The sequence below is a fragment of the Methyloversatilis discipulorum genome (assembly GCF_018780585.1).
Taxonomy (GTDB): domain Bacteria; phylum Pseudomonadota; class Gammaproteobacteria; order Burkholderiales; family Rhodocyclaceae; genus Methyloversatilis; species Methyloversatilis discipulorum_B.
Window position 1 is genome coordinate 1 of the sequence record NZ_JADMJL010000037.1, and the last position, 8,350, is coordinate 8,350.

4 protein-coding genes and 1 pseudogene are annotated in these 8,350 nt (G+C 65.6%); all 5 read left to right on the forward strand.

The window, feature by feature from the left end:
* Positions 1 to 902: pseudogene (locus IV112_RS15590) on the forward strand (DUF1302 family protein); the annotation flags it as partial.
* A 17-nt stretch (positions 903 to 919) separates the two neighbouring features.
* Positions 920 to 2,245: a DUF1329 domain-containing protein gene (locus IV112_RS15595; RefSeq protein ID WP_296811760.1), complete on the forward strand. Its 1,326-nt coding sequence runs from the start codon at positions 920 to 922 to the stop codon at positions 2,243 to 2,245.
* A 131-nt stretch (positions 2,246 to 2,376) separates the two neighbouring features.
* The gene (locus IV112_RS15600) at positions 2,377 to 4,338 is read left to right on the forward strand and encodes an AMP-binding protein (protein WP_304004910.1); all 1,962 of its coding nucleotides are present in this window, start codon (positions 2,377 to 2,379) and stop codon (positions 4,336 to 4,338) included.
* A gap of 213 nt (positions 4,339 to 4,551) precedes the next feature.
* Positions 4,552 to 5,754, forward strand: coding sequence for an acetyl-CoA C-acyltransferase (locus IV112_RS15605; RefSeq protein WP_304004911.1), 1,203 nt, complete (start codon positions 4,552 to 4,554; stop codon positions 5,752 to 5,754).
* 226 nt (positions 5,755 to 5,980) lie between these two features.
* Complete coding sequence (locus IV112_RS15610) at positions 5,981 to 8,026, forward strand: sigma-54-dependent Fis family transcriptional regulator (protein ID WP_304004914.1); 2,046 nt, start codon at positions 5,981 to 5,983, stop codon at positions 8,024 to 8,026.
* Positions 8,027 to 8,350 lie beyond the last annotated feature (324 nt).

The following is an 8,350-nucleotide window of genomic DNA, read 5'->3' on the forward strand; positions in this document are numbered from 1 at the left end:
AGGACATCGGCAACACCTACGATATCCGCGGCGGCCGCTGGTTCTTCCAGCCCTACCGCGGCTTCGACCTGACGCAGGTGACGGACAAGAACTGCGATCACAAGGACGGCGACATGGACGACGTGACCGGCGGTATCCGCTGGTCCGGTGAAGCCTACGGCCTGAACTACTCGATCGCCTACCTGACGACCTTCGCCGCCGATCCGGTGGCCAGTTCCGTCTTCAGGCCGCACCAGGGGGTACCGGTCACCGGCGCCGTGTTCGACCTGATCCATCCGAAGATCGACGTGCTCGGCGCCACCGTCAGTGGCTACAGCGAAACGCTGGACGCCGTGATCAGCGCGGAAGTCGCCTTCACCAAGGACCAGCCGTACAACGTCGGCAGCGGCGCCTTCAATCCGGGCAATGCCGCAGTCAACCCTGGCATCGGCCTGAACGGCATCAAGAAGAAGGACACGCTGCGGACCATGATCCGCATCGACAAGGACCTGAATCTCGAAGGCATCTTCGGCACGTCGCGTCCGTCCTTCTCGTCGGTCCAGCTGTTCAACACCCAGGTGCTGGACTACGACGGCCGTGAGGACCTGGTTCGCCTGTTCGCCTACGGCACGCCGCTGAACGAGCACAGCACCATCCTGACCATGTTCACGACGCTCAACTACAAGAACGACACGATCAACCCCGGCCTGGCCGTGGGCTTCGATCTGTCGAACGGTGGTGGCTTCGCGATCCCGAGCGTGGCGATGACCTTCTCCGACAAGTGGCTGGCGAAGGTCGAAGCGGACATTTTCTGGGACGGCGGCAAGAGCAACAGGACCCAGTTCAGCAATGGTGAATCCCAGCTGTTCGGCTACTTCAGTCGCGCAAGCCAGCTGGTGTTTCGCTTGACCCGGCAGTTCTGATCAAAGGAGGAAGACAGATGTATACGCTCAACACACATATCCCGGCCGGTCGCGCGCGACGCACGGGTGTCGCCGGTGCGCTCGCACTGGTGCTCGGTCTGGCCGCAGGTCAGATCAACGCCAAGGAGCTGGAAGCCGGCTTCATCATCGACAAGAGCAACTACGACAGCATCAAGAACGACACCTTCGAGAAGAAGACGATCGCCTCGATGGTGCCGGAGAAGCTGGAGTGGATGATCAAGAACTACAACCTGACCATCAAGCTCGCCAACTCGAAGAAGATCGAGATGGATCCGAAGTACGTCGAGTGGTCGAAGAAGAACGTCGGCACCGTCAAGTTCAATCCGGCGGACCGCACCGTGTCGGGCTGGCAGGCCGGCATGATGTTCCCGCCGGAAACGATCAAGATGGACGATCCGCACGCCGGCGACAAGGTGATCTGGAACCTGCGCGCCGCCACCTACGGCGCGACGATGGACCTGCGCGACATCGCCTGGGCCTTCCTCGACGCGAAGAAAGGCTATGAGCGCGTGCAGGCCTTCCAGTCCCGCCGCTACTACATGGAAGGGCGTCTGGATGGCGGTCCGATCACGGTCGGCGACGGCACCATCGCGCAGAAGACCTACTTCGTCGCGCACTACCCGCAGGACATCCGTGGTCTCGGCACCTTCTCGGTCCGCTACAACCAGGCGGATTCGAAGAAGCCGGACGACTCCTACGCTTACCTGAAGTCGGTGCGCCGCGTACGCCGTCTGTCGGGTGGCGCGTGGATGGATCCGATCGGTGGTACCGACCAGCTGTACGACGACTGGGACATCTGGGACGCCGCGCCCACCAAGTACAAGTCGAACAAGCTGATCGAGAAGCGCTGGGTGCTGGCCATCGCGCACAGCCCGGAAATGAGCGTGGATGTATCGCAGCCCTATACCGAGCCGCAGAAGCGCTTCCCGCGCATCAACATGAGCGAGGCGCCGTACTTCAACCCGGCCAAGGACATTGGCTGGGAGCCGCGCGAGGTGTACGTGGTCGAGGGCATTCCGCCGGACGAGCATCCGTACAGCAAGAAGGTGGTGTACATGGAAGTGGACTTCCCGCGTCCCTACCTCGGCTACGCGGAAGACCGCAAGGGCGAGTTCTGGAAGATGTTCATCTTCCAGAACCGGCCTGACATCGGCGACGACGGCTACAAGGCGGTCATGCCTGTCATCGGCCACATCATCGACGTCAAGCGCGGCCACGCCACCAACTGGTCGTCGAACATGAAGTCCAACCCGAAGGGCGTCAAGGAAACCGACGTATCGCTGAACGTGCTCGAAGAAGTGGCAACGGGTACGGGCAAGTAAGCGCAGTTGAACGCATTGCTGGAACCTCCTCCCGGCATGTTCGCCCGACCCTGTGCAGCGCGGGGTCGGGCTTTTTTCGCCGCGGAAACCGGGTGCGGAGCGGGCCGGCATAAAGAGAACAGGATTCGATCATGAAGGTATTCACGCCATCTGGATACGAGTGGAAGGGCACGCGGCTTGCCCGTTTCATTGAACGTCATGGCTACGGCTCGCTCGATCAGCTGCAGGAGGACGCCGAGCGCGATGCGCCGGTCTTCTGGGACCGCGTCGTGGCCGAGGTGGGACTCGAATGGAGCACGCCCTACACGCAGACGCTGGACATGAGCGACGGCATCATGTGGCCGCGCTGGTTCGTCGGCGGCCGGCTCGATCTGGTCGACAACATCGTCGGCAAGCACGCACGCCGCCACCCGGACAAGGTGGCTGTTCGCTGGGAAGGCGACGCCGGCGAAGAGCGGCGCATCACCTACGCGGAGCTGGCACGCGAAGTCGACGGCGTGGCGGCGGGGCTGCGTGCGCTCGGCGCAGGCGAGGGCAGCCGCATCGCGATCTATCTGCCAATGGTGCCGGAAGCGGCCGTCATCCTGCTCGCCGCGGCAAAGATTGGCGCCATTTCGGTGCCGATGTTCTCCGGCTACTCGGCCGACTCGGTCGTGCAGCGCGTGCAGGACGCCGCAGCCACCGTGCTGGTGTGCGCTAACGGCTACTTCCGCCGCGGCAAACCGGTGCGCATGCTGGCCGACGCGCTCGCCGCGGCCGATGCCTGCGAATCGGTGCAGCACGTGGTGGTGGTCGACCGCCTGGGCAACGGACCGTACGCCGGCAGCGAGCATGGCGGCCACTACGATCTGTGCGACTACGCGACGCTTGCGGCCACCCCGGCGGATCCGTCCGCAGCCGAGTCCTTTGGTGCGTCCGATCCGCTGATGCTGGTGTACACCTCGGGTACCACCGGCAAGCCCAAGGGTGTGGTGCACACGCACGGCGGCTTCCCGCTCAAGGCGGCGCAGGACATGGTGATGGCCTTCGATCTGCGCGAGGACGACACCCTGATGTGGGTGACCGACATGGGCTGGCTGATGGGGCCGTGGATGGTGTTTGGCGCGCTGTTGCTGGGCGCCACCATCGTGCTGTGTGAAGGTACGCCCGACTACCCGGACGCCGGCCGGCTGTGGCGCATCGTGCAGCGGCACGGCGTCACCCACCTCGGCCTGTCGCCGACGCTGGTGCGCCTGCTGATGGGCAGCCGCGACGCCGTGCCGCAGATCGGATCGCTCGACACCGTGCGCGTGTTCGGCTCGACCGGCGAGGCGTGGAACGAGACCCCGTGGCTGTGGCTGTTCGAAACGGTCGGTCAGAGCCGTCGTCCCATCGTCAATTACTCGGGGGGGACCGAGATCGGCGGCGGCATCCTCGCCTGTTTCCCCGGTCTGCCGCAGACCGCCTGCGGCTTCAACGGACCGATCCCCGGCATGGCGGCGGACGTCGTGGACGCCGAAGGCAAGCCGGTGCGCGGCAGCGTCGGTGAACTGGTGCTGCGCCAGCCGTGGCCCGGCATGACCCAGGGCTTCTGGAACGACCCCGAACGTTATGAGGACACCTACTGGTCGGCGCTGCCCGGGCTGTGGGTACATGGCGACTGGGCCAGCATAGACAGCGACGGCTACTGGTTCGTGCACGGCCGCAGCGACGACACCATCAAGGTGGCGGGCAAGCGGCTCGGTCCGACCGAGTTCGAGTCGGCGCTGGTGTCGCACCCGCTGGTGGCCGAGGCGGTGGCGGTCGGTGTGCCCGACCCGATCAAGGGCGAGGCGGTGGTGTGCTTCGTCACACTGCACGACAAGCGCAGCGGGCAGGAGGGCTGGAGCGTGTGGGAAACCGAGCTGTCGGACCACGTCGCCCGGCTGCTCGGCAAGCCGCTGCGCCCGGCCCGCATCCACGCGCTGACGCAGATCCCGAAGACGCGCAACGGCAAGATCCTGCGCCGCGTCGTGCGCAACGCCTACATCGGGCGACCGATGGGCGACCTGTCGTCGATGGAGAACCCGCGTTCGATCGACGAGGTGATCGGCCTGCGCGCCGCCCGCGTCTGAAGGTCGGACGATCGGACGTCCGAAAGCCGGACGGTCGCAGTACGCGCCGTACGGCTTTCGGACGCCCCATGTCGTCGATTCTCAAGAAATTGGGTCAGGTGATTGAAAAAACGACGTTTTTCAATTCATGGAAACTGGCCCGTTAATTGCAACTACGTGACACGCGGACGCGCAGCGGCCCGACGGTTGCCGCCTTCCGCGAAGGAGCATCGAGTGAATCAAGTGTCAGATCCCGTAGTCGTCGTGTCGGTCAGCCGCACTCCGCTGGGCGGATTTCTCGGCAACCTTTCGGCGCTGACCGCGCCTCAGCTCGGCGCAACGGCCATCGCCGCCGCCGTGCAGCGTGCCGGCATCCGTTCCGACGACATCGATGAGGCCTATATGGGCTGCGTGCTGCCGGCCGGCATCGGTCAGGCGCCGGCCCGCCAGGCAGCACTCCGCGGCGGCCTGCCGGCATCCACCGCCTGTACCACCGTGAGCAAGGTGTGCGGCTCGGGTATGAAGGCCGTCATGCTGGCGCACGACACGCTGCTTGCAGGCTCGGCCAGCATCGTCGTCGCCGGCGGCATGGAATCGATGAGCAACGCCCCCTATCTGCTGGCCCGTGCCCGGGCCGGCTACCGACTCGGTCACGACCGCGTGATCGACCACATGTTTCTCGACGGGCTGGAAGACGCCTACGACGAGCGCGGCACGCTGATGGGCGTTTTCGCCGAGCGCTGCGCCGAGGAATATGGTTTCAGCCGCGCCGACCAGGACGCCTGGGCGCTGCGCTCGCTGAACCGCTCGCTGGAAGCCGATGCGAGTGGCGCCTTCGACTGGGAGATCGCGCCGGTCGAAGTGATCGGTCGCGGCGACTCACGCGCCAGCGTGGTGCGCGACGAGCAGCCGCAGACGGCGAAGCCGGAGAAGATTCCGTCCCTGAAGCCCGCCTTCCGCAAGGACGGCACGGTCACGGCCGCCAACTCGAGTTCGATTTCCGACGGTGCCGCGGCGCTGGTGCTGATGCGTACATCCACCGCCAGGTCGCGCGGCCTGACACCGCTGGCCACGATAGTCGCCCACGCCGGTCACGCGGGTGCACCCGCGCGCTTTCCGATGGCACCGGTCGATTCGATCCGCAAGGTGCTGGAACGCGCCGGCTGGTCGAAAGCCGATGTCGACTTGTATGAGATCAACGAAGCCTTCGCCGTCGTGACGCTGGCCGCGATCCGTGACCTCGGTCTCGATCCGGATACGGTGAATGTCCATGGCGGCGCCTGTGCGCTCGGTCACCCGATCGGCGCCACCGGCGCGCGGCTGCTGGTCACGCTGATCGGCGCGCTGCGCCGCAGCGGCGGCCGGCGCGGCATTGCCAGCCTGTGCATCGGTGGCGGCGAAGCCACTGCGATCGCACTGGAGTTGTACGAGAATTGAGCTAACCTGATTTGATTGGCCGGGTGGCGCCCGGCCTGCGCCTTGAAGATTCACCCGGCGGCTGACATTCCGCGGCTGCCGGTGCAACATGGTTTTCAAACAAGCCTGCGAGACGATGCGCCTCGAAGCGGATCGCTACGCCGGTATCGGAGGAGTCGGGTGCTGCATGCATCACGTCCGTGGTGCCTCGCAGCCTGTCTACCTCCACTACAAACAGGAGGTGGCCATGGAATTGCGGGACGACGATCAAAGCCAGATGTTTTCGCGCCCGGAGCGAGACCGGGACGTGATGAACCACTGGGAGCGGCTGCTTAACGGCGAGGAATGCAGTTCCGACGCCCTGCGCCGCCTGATTGACGACTCGTGGCGCCGCTGCCTCAACGCCCACGTCGATCCCGGCAAGTACCAGGCGCCGCCGCCACTGAGCGAGAACTCGCTCTATTCGCTGCAGCAGAAGCACGGAGACCTGCTCACCGCCAGCACGCCGGTGATGGCGATGGCGCGCGACTTCCTCGCCGAAACCGGAACCATCATGGTGCTGACCGACCACAGCGGCACCATACTCAGCCTCGAAGGCGACCCGGCCACGCGCGACGAAGGCGCGATGATGAATATGATGCCGGGAGCGAGCTGGAGCGAGACGGCCTGCGGCACCAATGCGATCGGCACCGCCATCGCGGTGCGCCACCCGGTGCAGATCCATTCCGCCGAACACTACTGTGCCGGCATCAAGCGCTGGACCTGTTCGTCCACCGTCATCCTTGACCCTTACGACAACAGCGTGCTCGGCGCGATCGATGTGTCGGGCCTGCAGCAGACGTACAACAAGCACAGCCTGGCGCTGGTGGTCGCCACCGCCAGCAAGATCGAAGGTCGTCTGGCCAAGCACGAGATGGGCATCCGCTTCCGCCTGCTCGAGCGCTGCATGCACCGGCTCACCCACTCGACCTCGGACGGCGTCATCGTGTTCGACCGCCGCGGCAATCCGGTCAAGGCCAACGAGCGCGCCGAACAGGCGCTGAACCAGCTGTCCGAGGGCCGCATCGGTTCCCGCAAGCTGGATATCGCATCGCTTACGCTGGGCCACGCCACCGACGATGGTCTGCCCGCCGGCCTGCAGGGCTGGATTGCACCGGAGTGGCTGGAACCGGTTCTGGACAACGGACAGCGTATCGGCACGCTGCTCACGATTCCGATCTTCAAGCCGCGTTCGGTGCAGGGCACGACGATGCCGGTCGGCGCCACCAGCGTAGCGCACGAGCCGAGCAAGCTCGACTGCGTGGTCGGCAAGGACCCGGTACTGATGGAAGCGGTCGAACGCGCCCGTCACCTGTCGCGTTCCAACGTGCCGGTGCTGCTGCTCGGCGAGACCGGCGTCGGCAAGGAAGTGTTCGCCAAGGGCATCCATGACTGCGGCAGCGCGAAGGCGGCACCCTTTGTCGCGGTGAATTGCGGCGGACTGTCGCGCGAGCTGCTGGCGACCGAGCTGTTCGGCTACGCCGAAGGCTCATTCACCGGTGCGCGGCGCGGCGGCATGATGGGCAAGATCGAAGCGGCTAACGGCGGCACGCTATTCCTCGACGAACTGGGCGAAATGCCGCTCGACATGCAACCGCACCTGCTGCGCGTGCTGGAGGAGGGCGAGATCTACCGCCTCGGCGAGAACACGCCGCGCAAGGTGAAGTTCCGGCTGATCGCGGCGACCAATCGCGATCTGCGCAAGGAAGTCACCGATGGCCGCTTCCGCATGGACCTCTATTACCGGGTCGCGGTGACCAGCGTGCGCATCCCGCCGCTGCGCGAGCGGCTGGGCGACATCCCGGTGCTGTCGCGCGCGCTGATGGAGAAGCTGGCGGCGCACCACGGCGTGCCGGTGCCGCAGCTCACCGCGTCTGAAATCAGCGAGCTGTCTTCTTACTCGTGGCCGGGCAATGTGCGCGAACTGCGCAACATCCTCGAATCGATGCTGCTGACCGGTGAGCGTCCGCGTGCGCTGATGACACCCGAAGCGGCGCGCGGCATCCAGCTGTTCGACGCGCCGCTGGCCACCGATCACGGCATGGTCTTCGGCGGCGAAACGCGTGAGAACCGCCGGCTCGAAGAAGCCGAGCGCGACGCCATCCTCGGTGCCATCGACGGCAGCCACGGCAATATGGCACTGGCTGCGCGCTCGCTCGGCATCGCCAAGAGCACGCTCTACCTCAAGCTCAAGAAATTTGGCCTCGACGCCCTGGTCGAGCGCGCGCGCGAGGTGCACGCCAAGGGGCACTGACGGAAGCGCGCGCCAGCGAGGACCACGGCTCCGGAGATGGTCAGGCAGGTTTCCGTGAGCAAGGGTCCCGTCCAGGCGCAGCCGCCGCGCGCGGCGCATTGCCGCAGTCGCGGTCAGAGGGTCGGTCCCACAGAATTCCGGCTCCGTTAGCGGTCCTGTGCAGTCTTGGCCGCGACACGGCGACAGTAGTCCTTGATTCAGACCGCTTTCGGAAGACGGCTGCGCTCACGCAGGCGGCGTGTCCGAACGATCGCTGGCCTCTGCGTTTCGTGGGAGATTCTATGTTCCGGCGCAAGCGCTTTCGTGCTGTCTCGGGACATAGTC